The organism is Catellatospora paridis, from assembly GCF_009720365.1.
Lineage (GTDB): Bacteria > Actinomycetota > Actinomycetes > Mycobacteriales > Micromonosporaceae > Catellatospora > Catellatospora paridis.
On sequence record NZ_WBZD01000021.1, the window covers coordinates 219,981 to 240,353 of the forward strand.

Sequence of the window (20,373 nt, forward strand, 5' to 3'; positions counted from 1 at the left end):
TACGCCCGAGGTCTGCAGGCCCGGGCACCGGCGGGCGGGGTCGTGGTCCCGCCGACGTCGGGCGACACCGCGGGCGGTGGCGCGGCTGGAACCGTCGCTGGCCGACGGCCTCGGGGCGCAGCCTGCGGGTGTCGCGCAGCGTCCGCGGCGGCGCTGGCTCGCCCGGGCGCTGCCGTTCGCCGCGACGTCGTTGCTGGCAGGGACGCTCGTCCTGCTGCTGATGGCACTGGCCGCCTGCGCCGGGCCGCAGCCGGGTCCGGCCACCGGACCCGGTGCGACCCCGTCGCCTTCCCACGACGCCGGGTCGGCCCCCGGCACCACGACCACGACGGGCAGCCCGCACGCGAACACGGCGGCCGCGCCGAGCAGCGCTCCAGGCCGGTCTCCTGCCCGGGCCGCGGACGCCTGCCCGCCTGCCACGGTGGCCGTCGGTGACGCCTCCGCGCTGGCCACCGCCCTGTCGCGGGCCGAGCCCGGCGACAGCATCAGGCTCAAGGACGGGGTGTACGAGGGCCGCTTCGCCGTCACCACCCCCGGCACCGCCGGAAAGCCCGTGCATCTGTGCGGTGGCCCCGGCGCGGTCCTCGACGGCGGGGGCACCGGCCACGGGTACGCCCTGCACCTCGAAGGCGCAGATCACTGGCGGCTGACCGGGTTCACGGTCCGCAACGGGCAGAAGGGCGTCATGCTCGACCGCACCAGCCACGCCGTGCTCACCGGCCTGACCGTGGAACACGTCGGCGACGAGGCGATCCACCTGCGCGCCAACAGCACCGACAACGTGGTGCAGCACAGCACCGTGCGCGACACCGGGCTGCGGCGGGCGAAGTTCGGCGAGGGCGTTTACATCGGTACCGCGACGAGCAACTGGTGCGACGTCACCGCCTGCGAGCCCGACCGCAGCGACCGCAACGTGATCCGCGGCAACCGGATCAGCGCCGTGACCGCCGAGCCCGTCGACGTCAAGGAGGGCACCACCGGCGGGATCGTCGAGGGCAACACGTTCGACGGCGCGGCCATGACCGGCTCGTACGCCGACTCGTGGGTGGACGTGAAGGGCAACGGCTGGCTGATCCGCGGCAACACCGGCCGGCATTCGCGCGGTGACGGCTTCCAGACCCACCGGGTGGCCGACGGCTGGGGCGACCGCAACGTGTTCACCCGCAACACCGCCGCCGTCGACGGCCCCGGCTGGGGCTTCCACCTCGCGCCCGTCGCCGCGAACATCGTCGCCTGCGACAACACCGTCACGGGCGCTACGAAAGGCCTGGCCAACACGGCCTGCCGCCGGACATGGTGAAGCCCGGGGGAGTGTCCTTCCCCCGGGCCTCGGAGTGCCGCCGAATTGCACACACCAGCACGTTTAAGCGGACGGGTCAGCATGAAGACCCCGTGTCTCTGCCGTTTGGACTACCGCACCAGGAAGAGGTGCGGGCCGGGCTCGAACCGGCACCCCGGGGGTTTCGCCCGTACGCGGTCGATCTGGTGATCGGCGGCGAATGCTGAGTCTGGAGCGAGAATCTGAGATTGATCGCGGCTGCCTCTGCCATGTTGGGCTACCCCCGCAGGTGGTGCGGGGGGTGGGACTCGAACCCACACTGTGACCGCGTTGTTCAGCTTCGACTTCAGCTTCAGCTTGCGCTTCCGCGCCCCCCGCCCTCCGGCGGGGAGTTCATGGGTCAGGCGAACAGGTAACCGAAGACCCGGTCGCCGACGTGCTTGTCGACCGCCTCGGCGTTGTTGGCCTCCTCGCGGGCGAACTTGACCGCCTGCTGCAGCTTCTCCACCCGCTCCAGCAGCGTCGACACCCGCTTGGCCGGCAGCGCCCCGGAGAACTTCACCGTGGTCCAGTAGCCCACCGCGATGTCCTCGTAGTACACCTCGACCTGCGCCGGGTGCTTCTCGGTCGCCTCGGCCTTGACGTGGTTGCGGGGCACCTTCTTGGTGCGGATGGTGCGCACCGGCTCCGTCGACCAGCAGTCCGCGGAGTCACTGAACACCCACGACTCGGCGGCGTCCAGCACCGGCAGCTTCTTGACGAAGGTGTGCAGGTCGGTGAGCTGCTTCTCCAGGAACAGCAGGTAGGTCACCGGCACGTCGGACAGCAGCACCCGGTCGTCGACCGTCACGTCGGCGCGTGCCACGCAGTTGGTCGAGTCCTTGGTCGCGGTCACGTCGAACAGCCGGGTCAGCGTCGTGCCGATCTGGCGCAGCACGTCCTCGGCGCGGGTCTGCACCTTCGTGGACTCCGGCGGCAGCTGCTCGCCCTCCTCGTCCTTGGCCTGATACGTCCGCGAGATGCCCGACAGCAGCGCCGGCTTCTGCACGGCGTGGTGGGCCTCGGTCAGGTCCTGGAACGAGCGGCTCTTGATGCCCTTCTCGACCGCGATGATCTGGTTCAGCTTCGCCATGAAGTGTTCCTCCCGACGGGTGACGCTAGAGGATCACCCATGCGGGCGGCAATCCGGATTCCCGCCGCCGGAACTCTGTTGATCAAGTACGGTGAACTCCTGGCGGAGTCGGGGGTGGTCGGCCGTGGTGATCGGCTTTGCGATGCTGGCCACCGGGTTCGTCTTCGTCTGCGGCGCCAACGACGGCGCGGCCCTGCTCGCCCTGGCCTTGCGCCAGCGGGAACTGCCGCTCTACGGAGTGCTGGCCGTGCTGCTCGCCGCGATCATCGCCGGTCCCGCACTGTTCGGCCTGGCCGTCGCGCACACCTTCACCGACCGCCTGGTCAACGCAAGCGGCGTCCGCGGACCCCTGGTCGTGCTCGCCGGGGTCGGCGTGGCCCTGGCCCTCGTGCTCACCCTGGCCTGGCGAGGCGTGCCGACCAGCGTCACCCTCGCGGTCCTCGGCGGACTCGCCGGGGTCGGCGCCGGGCTCGGCGTGCCGCCCGCCTGGTCCACGCTGGCCGTCGTGCTCGCCGTCGCCGCGCTCGCGCCCCTGCTCGGCGGCGGCCTCGGCTACCTGCTGGGCCTGGCCGCCCGCCGGCTGCCGACCACCGCGCGGCTGCCCCGCGCGATGCGGTACGCGCATGTCACCGCGTTCGCCGGGCAGAGCCTGGCCTATGCCGCCAACGACGGGCAGAAGATGTTCGCCGTGGTCGGCGTCGCTCTCGGCGTCGCCCACCGGGCCCCCGGCATGCAGGCCCCGCCGCTGCTGCTGCTCTGCGCGACGGCGGCGGTGTTCGCGGCCGGGGCGGTGCTGAGCCTGCGGCGCATGGCCCAGGGCGTGACCGGCGGGCTCACCCCGCAGCGTCCGTGGACGCTGGTCACCGCCGGGCTCGCCTCGGCCACCGCCGTGTTCGGCAGCGCCGGCATGGGCGTGCCCGTCAGCATGACCCAGTCCGCCACCGCGGGCCTGGTCGGCGCGGGAGCCAGCACCGGCGTACGCCGCATCCGCTGGCAGTTCGCCACCCCGGTGCTGACCGCCTGGCTGGTCACCGTCCCCGCGAGCCTCGCCCTGGGCTACGCCGCGGGCCTGGCCCTGCGGAGCACGCTGTGACCGCCCGGCCCGCGACGACACCGGGGTGGCGACCGTGATCAGGCTGCGGCGGGTGCTGGACGATCTCGCGGGGCGTGCGCCCAAGCGGGTGCTGGCGATCGTGCTGGCGCAGATCGACGCCGCCCTCGAAGGGGTGGCGCTGGCGGTGTCGGTCACCATCGGGGACATCGAGCCGCCGCTGGCCCGGCTGCGCATCGCCGAGATCGAGCACGACGGCGACGCCCACCGGGGGCGGCTGGTCGCCGAGCTGGCCGCGACGCTGACCACCCCGATCGACCGCGAGGACCTGTTCCGGCTGTCCCGCTCCGTCGACGACGTGCTCGACCACCTGCGCGACTACGTACGCGAGACGGACCTCTACGGCGTGCGCCTGGACCACAACGCGGTGGCGATGCTGGAGCAGGTCGCCGTCGGGCTGCGCGACCTGCGCCGAGCCCTGGACCGGCTGGTCGACCGCCCGGCCGAGGCCGCCGAGGCGGCGCTGGCCGCGCACAAGCGCTCCGGCCGGGTCCGCCACCTCTACGCCCAGGGCCTGGCCGAACTGCTCAGCGGCGAGGTCACCGGCCCGGTGCTCAAGCAGCGCGAGCTGCTGCGCCGCCTCGACGTGGTGGGGCTGCGGCTGGCCGAGTGCGCTGACGCGCTCGCCGACGCGATGCTCAAACGCAGCCTGTGACCGCCGGGGTCACTTGTCGTTCGCGCCCGGCCCGACCCAGCGGCCCAGCGGCCGGTCGGTGGCGTTGTCGTCGTCGTCCTTCTTGGACCGGTCGACGGCCGCCAGCAGGCCCGCCAGCCCGCCGCTGCCGATACCGCTCTTGGACAGGCGCTGGTCGAGTTCGGTCGGGCCACCCGAGCCGGCGTCGGTCAACGCCAGCATCTGGGCGGCCTCCTCTGGGCTCAGCCCGTATTCGGCGGTGACCTCGTCTGGGTTGGCGCGGGCGTGCGCGGCGAACTCGGGGTCGATCGCCATGCGCTCGACGACCTCAGGGAACCGGGACATGATCAAGGTCCTTTCGCTGGGTGGTCCATTGTGCGGCGTTGGTGCGACATCGTCCATACGTGGTCACGATGACGACGGTCACGTGACAGCGCGACTTGCGGCATCATGGTGGCACCTACGGGGAGGTTGACGATGCTGCTGACGGTCGTGGGATGTGCCGGGTCCGTGCCCGGCCCGGACAGTGCCGGGTCCTGCTACCTGGTCGAACAGGACGGACACTCGGTGCTGCTGGACCTGGGCACGGGTGCGGCGGGGCCGTTGCAGCGGCACTGCGATCCGGCGGCGCTGGACGCGGTGCTGATATCCCATGCGCACGCGGACCACTGTGCCGATCTCAGCTCGGTCGCCTACCTGCGGCAGCGGGTCGGGGCCGCGCCGCTTGACGTGTACGGGCCGGCGAACCTGCGCGACGAGCTGAACTGGCGGCATCCGGCGCCGCAGTTCGCCTTCCACGAGCTGCCGTCGGGGCCGCTGCGCTCCGGCCCGCTGGAGGTCGCCGTCGCGCCGGTCGAGCACGGCATCGAGGCGTACGCGTTCCGGGTCGGCGACGCACTGTGCTACTCCGGCGACACCGCGCCCTGCGAGGCGTTGGACAAGCTCGCCCAGGGCTGCGAGGTGCTGCTGGCCGAGGGTGCGGGGTTCGACGACACGGGTGTGCCGCGGCACCTCACCGCCGGTGACGCGGGGCGGCTGGCGGCGCGTTCCGGGGCGCGCCTGCTGGTGCTGACGCACCTGCGTTCCTGGTTGGACCACGGGCGCCTGCTCGACGAGGCCGCCCGGTATGCGGGCTGCCCGGTGATCCTGGCCCAGCCGGGCCTGCGCCTGCGGATCTAGTTCACCCTCGGCACAGCCGGCACGGTCGGGCGGTGGGGCTCACCGGCGGCGGTTCAGGCCGGCCAGCTGCCAGGCCAGGCGGCGCTGGAAGGCGGTGCTGTGGCCGAGCAGCCCGAGCACCAGGTTGCGGGCCGGTCGCCAGGCCGCCGGCACGGTCGCCAGGGTGGTGAGCCGGTCTGCCAGCGCGACGACCTGGTGGGCGTGCGCGCGATGCGTGGCGGCGTACTCGTCGAGCAGGTCCGGTGAAGCGCCGTCGAGGACCTGGGCGAGCCGGTCGCCGAGGGCGGCGGCGTCGTCGATGCCGAGGTTCATGCCCTGGCCGCCGGCCGGGGAGTGGACGTGGGCGGCGTCGCCGGCCAGCAGCACCCGGCCCTGGCGGAACGTGTCGGCGACGCGGTGGTGCACCCGGAACCGGGAACCCCACAGCACCTCGCGTACGACGACCGGTGACGCCTTCGGCCCGCGGGTGTCGAGCAGGTGCTGCACGAACGCGATGTCGGGCCGTTCGGGCGCTTCGTCCACGGTGGCGACGATGCGGTGCGTGCCGTCGGGCAGCGGAGCGACGACGACCATCCCGGCGGGGGAGAAGTACAGGATGACCTCGGTGCGGTCGACCGCGCCGTCGAGGCGGACGTCGGCCAGCGCGAACGACTCGGCGTAGGCGCCGCCGGTGAAGCCGATCCCGGTGCTGTCGCGGACTGTGCTGTGCATGCCGTCGGCCCCGATGAGGTAGGCCGCGCGGAGCTGCCGCCCGTCGTCGAGGGTCGCGGTGACCTCGGTGTCGTCCTGCGTGACCGTGCGCACCGTGGCAGGGCGCAGCACCGTGCCGCCCAGCTCCTTGAGCCGGGCCAGCAGCACGGCCTCGGTCTCCGCTTGGGAGATCATCAGCGTGTACGGGAAGGGCGTGGGCAGCCCGCCGAACGGCACCGCGACGAGCAGCCGGTCGCGGTCGCGGATGGTGAACCGCGACGCGCGGATCCCGCGGGCGTCGAGGGTGGCGCTGACGCCGAGCGGCTCGAGCACCTCCAGGGTGCGGGCGTGCACGACGGCGGCGCGGGACGTGTTGGCGCCCTCGGCCTGCGTGTCGACGACGGTGACGGTGTGTCCGCGCTGGGTGAGCGCGACCGCTGCGGTGAGTCCGGCGGGGCCGGCTCCGACGATCAGGACGTCGACGGTCGGGGTGGACATGGCTTCCTCCAGGTCAACGTTTGTTGGCCAACATCTGTTGACATCGACGATAGGCGTACCCCGGATTGATTGTCAACAGTTGTTGGCCTACAGTTGTTGGCATGCGGCGTACCTCGACGGAAACGAAGTCGATCATCCTCTCGGCCGCCCGTGAGCGGTTCGCCGCCGACGGGTACGAACGGGCCACCATCCGGTCCATCGCCGCCGACGCGCAGATCGACCCCGCCATGGTGATGCGCTACTTCGGCAGCAAGGAGAAGCTGTTCGCCGCGGCCGCCGAGTTCGACCTGCGCTTCGACGCCCTCGCCGACGTACCGCGCGACCAGCTCGGGTCGGCGTTCGTCCGGCACTTCCTGCGGCAGTGGGAGGCCGGCGAGGCACTACAGGTGCTGCTGCGGACCGGCATCACCAACGATGGCGCGGCCGAGCGCATGCGCGAGATCTTCGCCAGGCAGCTCGCCCCGCGCATCGCCGCCCTCACCGGCGACCCGGCGAACGCGCCGGTGCGCGCCGCGATGATCAGCGCACAGATGCTCGGCATCGGGCTGGCGCGCTACATCCTGCGGTTCCCGCCGGTGGTGGCGATGTCCGAGGATGAACTGGTGCACTGGCTCGGCCCGACGATCCAGCGCTACCTCACTGCTGACTAGAACGGATACCGGAAGCCATGCGCGCCAAGAGCTCTCTATGAGGATTTCGCCGTACGCGTTCCGGCTGCTCCATTGCATGCGCAAGGTGTACTGGCGAATCGCCAGGCCGACCACCCATGGCGTGAAGGCACTGATCATTCACTCGGCCGACGCCAACCGGCTGCTCCTCGTCCGACACAGCTACGGCGACCAGTCCTTATGGAGCTTGCCCGGAGGTGGATACAAGCCGGCCCGGGAGACCCCGGAGCAGGCGGCCAGGCGCGAGTGCAGCGAGGAACTCGGCCTGAAGTCGGAGCCGGTCGCCCTCGTTCTGGAGGAACACCTGACCACCAACGGGGGCAGGCAAGGCCACCTGAAGATAGTCCGCCTGTGCGCGATCTCGGATGAGCTGAGCCCGAACGGGGAGATCTCCGAAGCCCGGTGGGCAGCCGTCGACCTTGCGGACCTACCCGACAACGCGCCAGTCTCCAAGTGGGTGTACTCGGCTCTGAAAGCGCATGCGCGGGCACGGTAGCCCACGGCAGGTAACCTCCACAGCGCGGAGGAGATCGTTACTTATGTCGAGATGACCGCCGTGGTCAACTCAGTCCGGCAGCTTCTGTACCCGGCCTGGCCCTGGAAGCGTTGGACCGAAGCTCGCCGGTGATCGTCGACCTGCGGGCCAGGATCGGCGCGCCCTACGGTTGGCGGAGCGCCAGCCGGACCGAGGAGGGAAGGGCAGCTCTGGTTTGCCGAGTGCTCGGATCGGACTTTCTAGTTGCTGTCCTTCGAGGGCGAGCCCGCCGGCCTGGTCACCTGCGATCTTCAGCCGGGTGACGAGGTCGAGATCAGAAGCTTCGGCCTGCTCCCGGAGTTCGTCGGCAGGGGTCTCGGGGATACGCCCTGACCCCTCGGCATCCTGCGGGCATGGGACCCCGCGCCGACCGTGACCAGAGTCTGGCTGCGCACCTCGACGTCCGACCACGAGAACGCACTACCCAACTATCGCGGCCGGGGGTTGTGAACTGCTGCTGGCCAAATGTGTATATCTGTTTATGCATGTATGTGGGTGGATGTTAGGGTGCGGTTCGTGACGGTTGTGGTGCGGGAGTCCTGCCGCGCCGGCGGGTGCCGGTCGGTGGATACCAGTGCTCGCTGCGGGTTGGCGGCTGCCGTTTATGGCTGATCTGCGCTCGATCGCTGGGCCGTTCGTGGTGCCGGGCCCGTCTGGGGTGGCGATCCGGACCCGTCTGAAGAACCTCACGGACCAGGACGAGTTGGTGCTGCGGGTGGTGGGTGCGCACCTGGGTTCCCTGGCCGCCGGTGATCTCAAGCAGCGTTGTGCTGACGGGCGCGGGCACGACAGCCGCAGATGGGCCGAGCGTAAGCGGGATTTGACGGGGTTGTCGTCGTCGCGGTGGGCCGGATCGATCACCAAAGCTTCGCATGACCAGTGGGCACTGGCACGCCGTGGTCTGGCCGCTCATGTCCAGGGTCTGCAGGCGGGCATCGACATGCTGGCCCACCGCCTGTCCCAGCCGGTCGGGCAGAAGGGCACCAAGCGGGTGCCGGGCGGGTGCCGGTCGCGGCAGGAGTGGCATGCCAAAGCGCGACGTCTGGCGTGCCTGACCGCCCGGCACGCGGCCGCGTTGGCGGAGTACGACGGCGGCCGGGTCCGGGTGGTCCGTGGCGGCCGTCGCCTGCTCAACGCCCGCCATCACCTCGCAGAGGCGGGACTGACCGAGCCGCAGTGGCGGCAGCGGTGGCAGGCCGCACGTTGGTTCCTGTCGGCCGACGGCGAGTCCGGCAAACGGTTCGGTAACGAGACCATTCGCGTTACCGACGACGGGCAGCTGTCGATGAAGCTGCCCGCGCCTATGGCCCATCTGGCCAACGCCCCGCACGGCCGCTACCTGTTCGCCTGCCGTGTCAGCTTCGCCCACCGCGGGCAGGAGTGGGCCGACCGGATCGCAGCCGACCGCGCCGTGGCGTACCGGATCAGTTTCGACGCCCAGCGGGTCCGCTGGTACCTCGCCGCGTCGTGGCAGCACCCGTCCGTACCCACCATCGGTCTGGCGGCTGCCCTGGTCGCGGGGTGTGTCGGCGTGGACGCCAACGACGACCACCTGGCCGCCTGGCACCTGGACACCCACGGCAACCCGGTCGGTGCGCCGCGCCGGTTCTTCTACGACCTGTCCGGCAGCGCCAACCATCGTGACGCGCAGGTCCGCCATGCCCTGAGCCGGCTGCTGCACTGGGCCAAGACCTGCGGCGTGAAGGCGATCGCGATCGAAGACCTGGACTTCGCTGCTGAGAAGACCCGTGAGAAGCACGGGCGTAGGAAGCGGTTCCGTCGGCTCATCTCCCGGTTCCCGACCGGCCGGCTACGGGCCAGGCTCACCTCGATGGCCGATCAGACCGGCATCACCATCGTGGCGGTAGACCCGGCCTACACCTCCAAGTGGGGCGCCGAACACTGGCACAAGCCCATGGACAGCCCCACCAAGAAGATCACCCGTCACGACGCGGCGAGCATCGTGATCGCAAGACGCGCCCAGGGACACAAGGCCCGGCGACGGACGTCACCGCCCCCACCCGACCAGCGTGATCGGGTGGGGCATCGGAGCCTCCAGGCCGGACCGGACGTGCCTGGGTGTGAGGGACCTCGCCGTCGCATTCCCGGACCGCGCACACGATGCGCGTCGCCGGACTGCGACCCGAACGCGGGCGACCAGTGTGCTCAACACCGTTCGGGGCACACGACTGCGCATGCGCAACTCATGCACAGTTCGTAGGAACGGTTCCGCACCTTCAAGACCGAGGTGGGCGACCGCAGCTGAGCAGCTGAGGAAGCCGGACACCTGGTGCGAACCGGCGGCCGGCGCCAGGCGGCCCTACGGTCAGCGCATCCGCTCCAGCCACGGCACGCTCGCGGTGCCGAACGGCTCGGTGTGGGCGCGTACCGCGGCGAGCAGCTCTTCGGCGGTGCGCCGGGCTGCGGCGACCACGTCGTCGGGGTAGCCGAACGCGACCCGGTGCTCGTCGAACTCGTCCTCGTCGAGCAGCAGCACCTCGCCGGACTCGCGGCGGCGTACCACGTCGAGGTCCAGGTCGATCGAGACGACCTCGTCCGGGCTGTGCCACACCGGCCGGTCGGACACGTCGATGTAGATCTCGGTGCGGTGCGGGGAGGCGTTGAACGCGGCCACCCAGTCGCCCTCGTGCGGGATCAGCACCACGTGCGTGGCCGGGATGAACACGGCAGGTTCGGCGCCGCGCCGCCACGGGGTGTGCGCGGTGGCGCCCAGCCACACCCCGTGCTCGTCCTCGCCGAGGCGGGGCAGGGTGGCGTGCCAGTGCAGGCGGCCGTCGTACTTGCGGGCCACCACGCGCACGTCGCCGGGCCGCGGCGTGAGGTCCTTCTCGAGCCAGTGCCGGGCGTTGGGGTTGCCGTTGTAGTCGCCGATCTCCTGGTAGCCGCTGGTCAGGTAGATCCGCAGCGCCTCGGGCTGGCGGTCGCCGGTGTCCAGCCGGATGCGCCGGTAGCCGCGGCGGCGGGCGACGTCCTCCAGTTCGGCCATGAGCGTGCGGGCCAGGTTGCGGCCCCGCGCGGCCGGGCGCAGGAAGAGGCGGCGCACCTCGGCGGTGTGGTCGTCGCATCGGCGCAGGCCGCCGCAGCCGACTGGCTCGTCGCCGTCGTACAGCACCAGCCAGGTGCCGTCCGGGGCGCGCAGTTCGGCGAGGTCCAGTGGGGGCGGGGCGGTCGCGGCGCCCGCGTACCGGGTGGCGATGTCGGCGAAGAACTCCGCGGTCAGCTCCCGCGACACCGGATCGTCGGCGTTCTCCAGCACGATGCGCACCTGCGCCACGGCACGGCCTCCCTCGGCTCGGTTCGGTTCCGGATCGAGAATGCCCTACCCGCCGTGCGGGGGCGCGGGCGGCACCCGTGGCGGCGGACGAAGTTCACCGCGGTCGCGCGGCAACACCAACGGCGGGTCGCCGCGTCCTTTGTGGGAGCGGGCACACCACGTCGCCCGTGGAGAGGACCATCCCCCGTGCCCAAGCGCCGCCCCCGTACCCCCGCCGCCCCCACTGCCCGCAAGTCCGCCGCCCGCGGCAAGGCGCCGCTGTGGAGCAAGCTCGTGCTGACGTTCGGCGCCGTGCTGATGATGATCGCCGGAACCAGCATCGTCATGCTGCGCTCGGTCGTCGGCACCCTCGAGGACGCCGTCGACCTGGCCGGGGCCGACGTCCTGGCCGGCCCGTCCGGGCAGGCCGTGCCCGATGCCAAGGCGCTCAAGGGTTCCTTCGACGTGCTGCTGCTCGGTATCGACATCCGGCCCGGGCAGAAGGCCGACGACGCCCGCTCCGACACGATCATCATCGTGCACGTGTCGGGCACGCATCAGGAGGCGTACCTGATGTCGGTGCCGCGCGACGTGCGGGTGGAGATCCCCGGCAAGGACCACCGCAAGATCAACGGCGCCTTCCAGGCCGGCCTCGGGCCGCAAGGCGACTGGAAGGGCGGCCTGAAGGCCGCCACGCAGGCGATCAGCAAGCTCACCGGCATCACCTTCGAGGCCGCGGCGGTCATCGACTTCAACGGCTTCAATAAGATCATCACTGCGCTGGGCAGCGTGCGGATGTGCGTCGAGGACGACACGAAGTCCATCCACCACTTCGTGATCAACGGCAAGCCGAAGTACGTCGGCGGCATGGCCGACGCCAAAGAGGCCGACCGCTACGCCGACCGCACCGGCAACCAGCGCTTCGTGCACAAGAAGGGCTGCCGGGACATGCAGGCCTGGGAGGCGCTGGACTTCGCCCGCCAGCGCTACCTGCCCGACAACTCCACCGACTACGGCCGCCAGCGCCACCAGCAGCAGCTCATCCAGGCCATCGTGAGCAAGGCGACTTCGGCCGGCGTGCTAACCGACCTCGGCAAGGTGAACGACCTGATCCGGGCAGCCGGCGAGTCGATGCTGCTGAGCCTGCCCCAGGGCATGGAGGTGATCGACTTCTTCTTCGCGCTGCAGGACCTCGCCGCGGCGGACCTGGTGTCGCTGAAGACGAACGCCGGCTGGTTCAACGGCTACAAGATCGACGGCGAGTCGTTCGAGGACATCAACGACGAGTCCAAGCTGATGTTCAAGGCGGCCGCGCTCGACAAGCTCGGCGAGTTCATCGCGCTCTACCCGAACTTCGTCAACAGGAAGCCCTAACGGCAGCCGGCGGCGTCAGTTCAGGTGGAGGACGTCGTAGTCGTCTAGGTCGTCGCGCACAGCATCCGGCTCCAGGGTCGCCAGGGACGCCCCGTGCCGGCGGGTCTGGGTGACCGCGTGGGCGAGCGGCAGCGGCAGCCGCAGGCCGAGTTCGGCGACGTCGAGCAGGTCGTCGGACAGCATGGGCAGGATCAGGGTGTACACGTCGTCGGTGAGCAGCCGGGTCAGGCGTTTGCGCTCGTCCTCGTCGACGATGCGGTAGGCCTCGGCGAAGACGGGCGCGGGAACGCCGACCGTGCCGCCGTTCTCGGCGACCACCGTGATCAGTTCGCCGACGGCCATGGTGTCCAGGCGGGCGTAGGCGGCCAGGGCGCTGCTGTCGAGCACGACGTGGATGTTCACGCGGCCTGCTCGCGTCCGCGGGCGGCGGTGCGGCGGGCGTCGTGTTCGGCCAGACGGGTGCGCATGCGCTCGATGCCTTCGGCGGTGAGCTGGTAACCGGCGTCGGCGAGCATGCGCCGGGTGGCGGCGAGGCGTTCTTCGTGGCGCATCCGGTCGCGGATCGCGGTGGTGACGTACTGGGAGACGTTCGGCTCCCGTTCGAGGCGTTCGGCGACCTCGTCGGGGACGTTGACCGTGACGCGTCGGCTCATAACATCATGCTACATCCTCATACCCGGTCGGCGCGCCCGTCAGCCGGCCCAGCCAGGGCATGTGCGCGGACCCGAACGGCTCGCGAGCGGCGGTCACGGCGGCCAGCAGGTGATCGGCGGTGCGCCGTGCCTCGGCGACCACGTCTTCGGGGTACCCGTACGCGACCTGATGCTCGGCGAACTCGTACTCGTCGAGCAGTTCGACCGCGCCGGTGTCGCGGCGGCGTACCACGTCGAGGTCCAGGTCGTGGATGGTGACGTGGGCGGGTCCGGTCCACGACGGGCGAAGGGTGACGTCGACGTACACCGCGGTCCGCCGGGGTGGGGCGTGGAAGTTGGCGACCCAGCCGCCCTCGTGCGGCACGAGCATGACATGCGGTGCCTGCGGGAAGTGCGCTGCGCGTCGGCCGCGCCGCCACGGCGTGTGCGGGGTGCCGCCCAGCCACGTCCCGTGCTCGTCGGTGCCGAGACGGCGCAGGGTGGTGTTCCAGTGCCGGCAGCCGTCGTACTTGCGGACGTCCACGTACACGTCGTCCGGCCGCGGACTCAAGTCCTTCTCCAGCCGGTGCGGGGTGGGCACGCCGTCGTCGACGGGCCGGTAGCCGGCGGAGAGGTACAGGCCCAGCGCCTCGGGCTGGCGGTCGCCGGTGCTCAGCCGCAGCCGCGTGTAGCCGAGCTTGCGCGCGGTGTCCTCCAGCTCGACCAGCAGCGAGCGGCCTGCGTTGCGGCCGCGGGCGGCCTCGCGCAGGTACACCCATTTGATCTCGCCGGTGTGCTCGTCGAGCCCGCGCAGGCCGCCGCAGCCGATCGGCTGCTTTCCGTCGTACACCACGAACCAGGCCGCCCCCGGCGCGTCCAGCACCGGCAGTTCGTCGGTGACTGCGTCGGCTCCGAAGTCCTGCTCCGGGTAGCGGCGCGCCAACTCCGCCACGAATTCCCGGCGCAGCTCACGTGACTGCGCACTGCCGGTGTGCTGCCGCTGGATCCGCAGGTGCACTCGCGCCTCCTCGTAGCCCGGTGCGCGACGTACCGTCCGTGCCGCCCGCGCGGCATGAACGGTACGTCGCGCACCGGTGAGTGGTCACTCGGTGGCGCGCACCGCGGCGGTGACGTGGGCGATCGCGCCGGCCAGCGGGATGCGCTCGGTGTGGCCGGTGGCCCGGTCGGTGAATTCGACGGTGCCGTCGGCCAGGCCGCGGGCGCTGACCGTGATCCGGTACGGGATGCCGATCAGCTCGATGTCGCTGAACTTCACGCCGGGGCGCTCGGACCGGTCGTCGAGCAGCACGTCCATGCGCTGCCCGCGCAGCCCCGAGTACAGCGACTCCGCGGCGGTGACGACCGGCTCGGCGTCGCCCAGCACCGCGATGGCGATCTCGAACGGCGCGACCGCGACCGGCCACACGATGCCCTTGTCGTCGTGGTGCGTCTCGACGATCGCGGCCAGCGCGCGCTCGACGCCGATGCCGTAGGAGCCCATGACCGGGTTGACCCGCTCGCCGTCGGCGCCGAGCACGGTGACGCCGAGGGTCTCGGTGTAGCGGCCGCCGAGTTTGAAGATGTGCCCGATCTCGACGGTGCGCAGCACGTCCAGGGGCTGCTCGCAGCGGGGGCAGGGCTCGCCGGCGACGACCTCGCGCAGGTCGGCCCAGCGGTCGACGGCGATGTCGCGGGCGACGTCGACGCCGCGCAGGTGTACGCCGTCGCGGTTGGCGCCCGTGGTCATGTCGCGGCGGCCGGTCAGCGCGAGGTCGGCGAGGATCGGCAGGCCGGTGACGCCGACGCCGCCGAGGCTGCCGGGCAGCGCGCCGAGCGCGTCGCGGATCTCCTCGGGGTGGGCGGGGCGTACGTTCACCGCGGCGAGGGTGTCGATGAGTTTCTGCTCGACCAGCGCGTGGTCGCCGCGCATGAGCACCAGGGTGAGCTGGTCGTCGACGACGTAGACGAGGGTCTTGACCTGGCGGTCGGCGGTGACGCCGAAGCCGGTGACCAGGTCCTCGATGGTGCGCACGTCGGGGGTGTCGAACGCCTCGGGCGCAGCCGGGCCGTCGCCGTCGGCGGCCGCGGGCAGGTGCGAGGTGGCCTTCTCCACGTTCGCGGCGTACCCGCAGCCGCAGTGCACGACCAGGTCCTCGCCGGCGGCGGTCGGGGACATGAACTCGACCGAGTCGCTGCCGCCCATGATGCCGCTGGACGCCTCGACCGCGATGGCGGGGATGCCGAGCCGGCCGAAGATCCGCGTGTAGGCCTCGTGGTGCAGGTCGAAGGAGCGGTCCAGCCCGGCGGCGTCGACGTCGAAGCTGTAGGAGTCCTTCATGGTGAACTCGCGGACCCGGATCAGGCCGCTCTTGGGCCGGGGCTCGTCGCGGAACTTGGTCTGGAACTGGTACCAGCGCTGGGGCAGGTCGCGGTAGGAACGCAGTTCGGTGGCGACGGTCGTGAAGATCTCCTCGTGGGTCATGCCCAGCGCGAGGTCGGCGCCCTTGCGGTCGGTCAGCCGGAACATCTCCGCGCCGATCTTGTCCCAGCGGCCGCTCTTCTGCCATACCTCGGCCGGCTGCATGGTGGGCAGCAGGAACTCCTGCGCGCCGATGCGCGACATCTCGTCGCGGATCACCTCGATGATCTTCGCGCGGACCCGCACGGCCAGCGGCAGCAGCGAGTAGTGCCCGGCCATCAGCTGGCGGATGTAGCCCGCGCGCAGGAGCAGCCGGTGGCTGACGGCGTCCGCCCCCGCCGGGTCCTGGCGGAGGGTCGGGACGTAGAGCTCTGACCAGCGCATGACACGTACACCTGCACTCTCTGCCGTCGGACCGGCGGTGCGTCCGCCGGGCGATCCGCCGATCCTATGAGCAGGGGGTATGCGGCACGAGCGGATTACGGCGTGGCGCGGTCCTGCATCTCCCAGGCGTGATCGAGCACGTGCCACGCGATGCGCCGCGCCGCGTACGCCGCGGGCCAGCCCCCGCGCGGCGGTGACGTGCCGTCCGACGGGCTCGCCAGCACGTCCAGGATGTCGGCGCGCAGGGCCGCGAGCGCCGCGGTGTCGCCGGCGGCGGGCGCGGGATGCTTGACCCCGATCCGGCGGGCGTACGACGCCTCGGCGCCGATCACGTGGTCGATCATCTTGTCCCGGTCGCGTCCACCGCCGCGCGGACCCTTGCGCAGCTCGGCGGGGGTCACCGCGGCGACGTCGGCGAACACGTCCCAGGCGGCCTGCACGAGCGCGGCCTGCCGCTGCGCGGTGTCGCGGTCGCGGGGTGCGAAGTCGGCGCTCGCGGGCTGCTCGGGCGCGCCGAAGTCGGTGGTCGTGCCGCCGCGGACCCGTTCCACGACGCGCACGTCACCGGGCTCGAACGGGATCTTCGCCTGCTCGGCGACCACGGCGTAGCGCTCGGCGTACGCGGTCAGCGCTGCCAGCGCCCGCTCCGCGTCGCGGCCGGAGCGGCACCAGCCGGGCCACTCCAGCGCGCACGCGAAGATCCGTTTCGAGCCGAGCTCGAGGTATACCGTCGTCACATAGACATCCTGGCATGTCCGATCGGTCAGGCGAGGATGTCGTACCGGACAGTCGTCACTCCGCTGCCCAGGTTGGCGATCTCGGCGAAGGCGGCCCGGGACAGGTCCAGGCAGCGCCCGGCGATGTACGGGCCGCGGTCGTTGATGCGCACCACGACGGATTTGCCGTTGGCGGTGTTGGTGACGCGGACCCGGGTGTCGAACTTCAGCGACTTGTGCGCCGCGGTCAGCGCGTCCGGGTCGAAGGTCTCGCCGTTGGCGGTGCCCTGCGGTTCGTCGTAGAAGGACGCCTTGCAGGTGCCGGAGTCGAGCACCGCGGGGGTGCCGGTCGGGCTCGGCGCGGAGGCGTTGCGGTTGCCGCGGGATGGGCGCTGCGGGGCCTCGCGGCGGGCTGCGGCGTCGGTGACCTTCGGTGACGGCGGCGGCGACGCGGCGGACTCTCCGGAGATCGCGGTGGGATCGGTGTGCTGGGGTTCGGCGGCCACTTCGTGGGCGATCAGACCGCCTCCGACCAGGACAGCCGTGGCGACGGTGGCGGTGGCGAACGGGGCGAGCTTGCGACGGGGCTTAGGGGGCAGTGAATGTCGGCCGGGCAAGGTGTTGACCTTCCGTAGGCAACAGGGTCGGGCGCCGGCCGCCACGATCGGCGGACCGGGGCCGAATCGACCGTATCGAGGCCTACACATGCCATGTCAAAAGGATCGAGCATATTGGGCAGATTTGCCCCACAAGTTTCGCCCGATCGAACGACACCGCCCCGTAGCCTCGTGCCTCAGCGGCGACGGCTCAGCGGCGCCTGAGCGGCTTCGGCCTCCACCATGGCCGGTCCACGACCGGATAGCTCTCACGGAGGTCATGGGTGGCGCCGCCGCGCGTCACGCGCCCGCTCCGCTCGTGACGGCACGCCGCTCGGCGTGGGACAGTGCCCGACCGGTGACGCGATGAACGCCGGCACGGCCACGCCCAGCAGGTAGGGGGCGCTCGGCCGCGCCGGCGGCGACGTGGCCGAGGTGGTCGGGCGTGCCGGACGAGGCTCCGCGCCGGGCCGAGACCCGCCCGCCCCCGTTCGCCCGATAGGACGGCACCATGTGTCACCTCGGTTCAGTCAGTTTCTTTTGGGAACCTACTCAGTTCCGTTGGGGAACGTACCATGGGCGTCATCGGGAGGGAAGCTGATGATCAAGCCACGTATCGACGAGTCCTGCGGCATAGCCCAGGCCGCCGCCGTCCTCGGCGACTGGTGGAGCCTGCTGGTCCTGCGCGAGATCGCCCGCGGCCACCACCGGTTCGACGCCCTCGTCGGCGAGCTGGACATCTCCCGCAAGGTGCTGACGGAACGGCTCGGCCACCTCGTCGAGCACGGCGTCGTCGAGCGCCGGCCGTATCAGACCAATCCGGTGCGACACGAGTACGTGCTGACCGGTTCCGGCCACGGCCTGCTGCCGGTGCTCGTGGGCATGCAGGACTGGGCCGACCGGTTCGTGCTCGGCGACGGATCGTTGACCGCGACCACCCACGGCGGCGATGGCGACCGGGAGGCAGCCCGGGTCGCGGCCCTGCCCGGCAGCCGCGTACCGGCCGGACTCACCCTGCCGAGCACGCGGGGCGACGTCGGCGACGTGGTCGCGGACGCCGGTCTCACCGTGCTCTTCACCTATCCGGCGACCGGCACCGCGGTGCCCCCCGGCTGGAGCCGGATTCCGGGCGCTGCCGGCTGCACGCTGGAGAACCGCCTCTTCCGTACGGCGTGGCAGAGCTTCGCCGCAGCCGGTGCCACCATCCACGGTGTCAGCACCCAGCGACCGGACGAGCAGGCCGCCTTCGCCGCGGCCGAGGAGATCCCGTTTCCACTGCTGTCCGACGTGGATCTGGAACTGGCCGCCGCCCTACGACTGCCGACCTTCCGGGCCGCTCAGCAGATCCGCCACAAACGGGTCATCCTCGTCATCGACCGGGATCGGGTGGTGCGGCACGGCATCTACCCGGTCGCCGACATCCCGGCCGCGGTCGCCGCGGCGCTGGAGGCGGTCCGCCAGATCGGCCGTTAGCGCACCGGACCGGGCCCGCCCTACCGCATGACATCGCCCCCGCAGCCAGGCTGCCGCGGGGGCGATGCCGACGGTCACGGCCGGATGGGCCGATCCGTCCACTTGGTCTCGTCGCCGTGCGCGCCCTCGACGATGCGCACCGATCGCGCGTACGCCAGCAGCGGGTCACGGCGCAGCGGTGAGCTGACCTCCAGTGCGAACCCGTCCAGCCCGTGCAGCAACACGTAGGCGTCACCGACCACCGCGGGACGGCCGTCGACCTGCTCGGTGGCCTGGCCGGGCTTGTCCGCCGGGGTCTCCACCGAGTCCGCGATCACGGTCGTCACCACGTCCGGCGGGAACAGCAGCGGGTCGGTGTTGTCCGCCCGGCTGAACGTCAGGCCCGCCCGGACGAACGGGGTGCCATTGGCGTGGATGCCCCGATAGATGTTCGTCCCGGTCAGCCGCGAGCACTCCGGCACGCCCGGCACCGTGAACGGCATGGTCACCGCCGTCCCCCGACCGATCACCAGCTCGCCGGCGACCTGCGCCGCCATGGCCCGCAGCGCGGCCATGGCCTCGGCCGACGGCTCCTGGCCGCTTTCCTGGGCACCGTCGGCGGCCGCGACGAACGCCCATCCGCCGTCGGCCCACTGCCAGCCCAGCCGGGCCGCGTGCTTGCCGAACATGCCCTGCCGTCCGGGCAGCCACGACGCGGGCCGGCCGCCGATCTGGCCGGCGCTCTCGGCACCGGTCAGGTCGACCGGTCCGAAGTCGCGGGCCTCAGGCGTGCCGAACATGGGCTTGCCGCCCGCGGCGAACACGATCACCTCGACGGTGAACCGCTCCTGCGCGTCGTAAAAGTCGACGTACTGCCAGTACCGCCCGGTGATGAACTGCTGCACCGACAGGTCGGAGACGCCGCTGACGTCGACCCAGCGCCGCATGACGTCGAACTCGACCGGTGCGGTTCCGGCCGGCTGCGGCGAGGCCGACACCATCGGCGTCGGCACGGGGCTCGGGCAGGGCGGCGGCGGAGGTCCGATCGTGACCTCCGGGCTCGCCCCCACGTTGCCCGGGCCGTTCGCGGCGGTGAACCAGGCGGGCACCGCCGCACTGCCCGCCAGCAGCAGCACCAGCGCCCCGGCCGCTCCCGCGGTCCGCACCCGGTGCTGCCGTCGGCCGGTGCGCACCGCGCGCGCCAGGTCCACCCCTGAGGCCGGCAGCGGGTCCTCCCGGAACGCGCCCAGCACATCCTCGTCTCTCATCGGACTGCTCCCTTCGCTGTGGTCGTCGGGGCGGCTTCGGGCTGCTCGCCGAGCAGCCGCCGCAGGGTGGCCAGGCCGTCGGAGGTCTGGCTCTTCACCGTCCCCGGCGAGACCTGGAGGATCTCCGCGACCTCCTCGACCGAGCGATCGGCGAGGAAGCGGAGCACCACCGCGGCACGCTGCCGCGGCGGCATCTGGCCGAGTGCCACCTGCAGATCCAGGCGGGTGTCCACGTCCGCGCCGGTCGCCGCCCGTTCCGTGCCCGCCTCCGGCGCCAGGTCGACCCGGCTCCAGGCCAGGCGGCGGTCGTCCAGGAAGGTCCGCACCAGGATGGTGTGCAGGTACGCGTCGAGGTTGCGGGCCTGGCTCGCCTGCCGCCATTTCACATAAAGCCTGGTGATGGCCTGCTGCACCAGGTCGTCGCCCCGATGCGGGTCTCCTGCCAGCTGTGCGGCGATCCGCCGCAGCGCGGGCAGACGGGCGGTCACGTACGCGACGTACTCCCGCTCCTGTTCCCCGTTCATCACACCTC

21 protein-coding genes and 1 tRNA gene are annotated in these 20,373 nt (G+C 71.6%); 9 read left to right on the plus strand and 13 right to left on the minus strand.

Annotated features, from left to right (window positions below; all coding sequences use genetic code 11):
• The first annotated feature begins 76 nt into the window (after window positions 1–76).
• A complete protein-coding gene (locus F9C41_RS34995) occupies window positions 77–1,300 on the plus strand; it encodes a right-handed parallel beta-helix repeat-containing protein (RefSeq protein WP_230690232.1) in 1,224 nt (407 codons plus the stop codon).
• 269 nt (window positions 1,301–1,569) lie between these two features.
• Here F9C41_RS34995 and F9C41_RS35000 read toward each other — a convergent pair.
• Window positions 1,570–1,657: transfer RNA gene (locus tag F9C41_RS35000), tRNA-OTHER, on the minus strand.
• Between the two features lie 22 nt (window positions 1,658–1,679).
• Window positions 1,680–2,411 (minus strand): DUF7873 family protein, encoded by a 732-nt coding sequence (locus F9C41_RS35005; RefSeq protein WP_155391125.1) that lies wholly within the window; start codon window positions 2,409–2,411, stop codon window positions 1,680–1,682.
• Window positions 2,412–2,535: 124 nt separating this feature from the next.
• Here F9C41_RS35005 and F9C41_RS35010 point away from each other — a divergent pair, with 124 nt between their 5' ends.
• Window positions 2,536–3,504, plus strand: coding sequence for an inorganic phosphate transporter (locus F9C41_RS35010; RefSeq protein ID WP_230690233.1), 969 nt, complete (start codon window positions 2,536–2,538; stop codon window positions 3,502–3,504).
• 34 nt (window positions 3,505–3,538) lie between these two features.
• Window positions 3,539–4,177, plus strand: a complete 639-nt coding sequence (locus F9C41_RS35015) for a DUF47 domain-containing protein (RefSeq protein ID WP_230690234.1) — start codon at window positions 3,539–3,541, stop codon at window positions 4,175–4,177.
• Window positions 4,178–4,186: 9 nt separating this feature from the next.
• On the opposite strand, the gene F9C41_RS35020 is transcribed toward F9C41_RS35015, so the two are convergent.
• The gene (locus F9C41_RS35020) at window positions 4,187–4,501 is read right to left on the minus strand and encodes a hypothetical protein (protein WP_155391126.1); all 315 of its coding nucleotides are present in this window, start codon (window positions 4,499–4,501) and stop codon (window positions 4,187–4,189) included.
• Window positions 4,502–4,633: 132 nt separating this feature from the next.
• Here F9C41_RS35020 and F9C41_RS35025 point away from each other — a divergent pair, with 132 nt between their 5' ends.
• The gene (locus F9C41_RS35025) at window positions 4,634–5,335 is read left to right on the plus strand and encodes an MBL fold metallo-hydrolase (RefSeq protein WP_230690235.1); all 702 of its coding nucleotides are present in this window, start codon (window positions 4,634–4,636) and stop codon (window positions 5,333–5,335) included.
• Window positions 5,336–5,374: 39 nt separating this feature from the next.
• Here the strand turns inward: F9C41_RS35025 and F9C41_RS35030 are convergent, their stop codons facing one another.
• The gene (locus F9C41_RS35030) at window positions 5,375–6,523 is read right to left on the minus strand and encodes an FAD-dependent oxidoreductase (RefSeq protein WP_155391127.1); all 1,149 of its coding nucleotides are present in this window, start codon (window positions 6,521–6,523) and stop codon (window positions 5,375–5,377) included.
• A gap of 101 nt (window positions 6,524–6,624) precedes the next feature.
• Between F9C41_RS35030 and F9C41_RS35035 the strand changes: the two genes are divergently transcribed.
• The 3 genes from F9C41_RS35035 to F9C41_RS35045 all read left to right on the plus strand — a co-directional run bounded on the left by F9C41_RS35035 (window position 6,625) and on the right by F9C41_RS35045 (window position 9,947).
• Complete coding sequence (locus F9C41_RS35035; protein ID WP_155391128.1) at window positions 6,625–7,173, plus strand: TetR/AcrR family transcriptional regulator; 549 nt, start codon at window positions 6,625–6,627, stop codon at window positions 7,171–7,173.
• Window positions 7,174–7,249: 76 nt separating this feature from the next.
• On the plus strand, window positions 7,250–7,687 hold the full coding sequence (locus F9C41_RS35040; protein WP_196280084.1) for an NUDIX domain-containing protein: 438 nt from the start codon (window positions 7,250–7,252) through the stop codon (window positions 7,685–7,687).
• 643 nt (window positions 7,688–8,330) lie between these two features.
• Window positions 8,331–9,947 (plus strand): IS200/IS605 family accessory protein TnpB-related protein, encoded by a 1,617-nt coding sequence (locus tag F9C41_RS35045; RefSeq protein ID WP_155391130.1) that lies wholly within the window; start codon window positions 8,331–8,333, stop codon window positions 9,945–9,947.
• A 105-nt stretch (window positions 9,948–10,052) separates the two neighbouring features.
• Here F9C41_RS35045 and F9C41_RS35050 read toward each other — a convergent pair whose 3' ends face one another.
• The gene (locus tag F9C41_RS35050; protein ID WP_155391131.1) at window positions 10,053–11,021 is read right to left on the minus strand and encodes a GNAT family N-acetyltransferase; all 969 of its coding nucleotides are present in this window, start codon (window positions 11,019–11,021) and stop codon (window positions 10,053–10,055) included.
• Window positions 11,022–11,207: 186 nt separating this feature from the next.
• Here F9C41_RS35050 and F9C41_RS35055 point away from each other — a divergent pair, with 186 nt between their 5' ends.
• Window positions 11,208–12,374 (plus strand): LCP family protein, encoded by a 1,167-nt coding sequence (locus F9C41_RS35055; RefSeq protein ID WP_155391132.1) that lies wholly within the window; start codon window positions 11,208–11,210, stop codon window positions 12,372–12,374.
• Window positions 12,375–12,389: 15 nt separating this feature from the next.
• Here the strand turns inward: F9C41_RS35055 and F9C41_RS35060 are convergent, their stop codons facing one another.
• The 6 genes from F9C41_RS35060 to F9C41_RS35085 all read right to left on the minus strand — a co-directional run bounded on the left by F9C41_RS35060 (window position 12,390) and on the right by F9C41_RS35085 (window position 17,142).
• Window positions 12,390–12,776, minus strand: a complete 387-nt coding sequence (locus F9C41_RS35060) for a hypothetical protein (RefSeq protein ID WP_155391133.1) — start codon at window positions 12,774–12,776, stop codon at window positions 12,390–12,392.
• Entirely contained in the window at window positions 12,773–13,027 is a 255-nt protein-coding gene (locus F9C41_RS35065; protein ID WP_155391134.1) for a hypothetical protein, read from the minus strand. The genes F9C41_RS35060 and F9C41_RS35065 overlap by 4 nt, the downstream gene beginning before the upstream one ends.
• Window positions 13,028–13,031: 4 nt before the next feature.
• Entirely contained in the window at window positions 13,032–14,024 is a 993-nt protein-coding gene (locus tag F9C41_RS35070) for a GNAT family N-acetyltransferase (protein ID WP_155391135.1), read from the minus strand.
• A gap of 84 nt (window positions 14,025–14,108) precedes the next feature.
• On the minus strand, window positions 14,109–15,809 hold the full coding sequence (locus F9C41_RS35075) for a proline--tRNA ligase (protein WP_155391136.1): 1,701 nt from the start codon (window positions 15,807–15,809) through the stop codon (window positions 14,109–14,111).
• 95 nt (window positions 15,810–15,904) lie between these two features.
• Complete coding sequence (locus F9C41_RS35080; protein WP_155391137.1) at window positions 15,905–16,546, minus strand: hypothetical protein; 642 nt, start codon at window positions 16,544–16,546, stop codon at window positions 15,905–15,907.
• A gap of 26 nt (window positions 16,547–16,572) precedes the next feature.
• Complete coding sequence (locus F9C41_RS35085) at window positions 16,573–17,142, minus strand: septal ring lytic transglycosylase RlpA family protein (RefSeq protein WP_230690236.1); 570 nt, start codon at window positions 17,140–17,142, stop codon at window positions 16,573–16,575.
• Window positions 17,143–17,721: 579 nt separating this feature from the next.
• Between F9C41_RS35085 and F9C41_RS35090 the strand changes: the two genes are divergently transcribed.
• Entirely contained in the window at window positions 17,722–18,594 is an 873-nt protein-coding gene (locus F9C41_RS35090) for a winged helix-turn-helix transcriptional regulator (protein ID WP_155391139.1), read from the plus strand.
• Between the two features lie 74 nt (window positions 18,595–18,668).
• Here the strand turns inward: F9C41_RS35090 and F9C41_RS35095 are convergent, their stop codons facing one another.
• Window positions 18,669–19,841, minus strand: a complete 1,173-nt coding sequence (locus F9C41_RS35095; RefSeq protein WP_155391140.1) for a hypothetical protein — start codon at window positions 19,839–19,841, stop codon at window positions 18,669–18,671.
• Window positions 19,838–20,365: a SigE family RNA polymerase sigma factor gene (locus F9C41_RS35100; RefSeq protein ID WP_155391141.1), complete on the minus strand. Its 528-nt coding sequence runs from the start codon at window positions 20,363–20,365 to the stop codon at window positions 19,838–19,840. The genes F9C41_RS35095 and F9C41_RS35100 overlap by 4 nt, the downstream gene beginning before the upstream one ends.
• Window positions 20,366–20,373 lie beyond the last annotated feature (8 nt).